This is a genomic window from Ammonifex thiophilus, assembly GCF_003368535.1.
Lineage (GTDB): Bacteria > Bacillota > Desulfotomaculia > Desulfotomaculales > Ammonificaceae > Ammonifex > Ammonifex thiophilus.
Genome location: NZ_QSLN01000090.1, coordinates 1 through 255, shown reverse-complemented (window position 1 = coordinate 255; position 255 = coordinate 1). Strand labels below are relative to the sequence as shown.

General features: G+C 51.8%; 1 protein-coding gene. It reads right to left on the bottom strand.

Translation table 11 applies throughout. From position 1 onward, the window contains the following. Positions 1 to 255 (bottom strand): UPF0236 family transposase-like protein (locus DXX99_RS11200; protein WP_205664724.1); only part of this gene is annotated, 255 nt, incomplete at both ends.

Below are 255 nucleotides of genomic sequence, written 5' to 3'. Positions count from 1 at the left end.
GAACGTCCAGCCACAGTTCATCCGTATCTGGATAAATCCCTCCCAGGTAATAAGGACGCTTGAGCTTAAACCGCCCTTTCCCCACTTCTTCTTTCCCTTCGTGTATGTAAACGAGACGGGGTAAGTACTTCTTCCCGTCCTGACCGGCTACGTGGTCTTCGTCCGCTTCCACGTAAAGAACTTTCACCCGGCGCTTCTCTTTGGGTGGTTCGGGCAGTTCTTCGGAAATAAAGTCGTGCACTACCTTCTTCACGG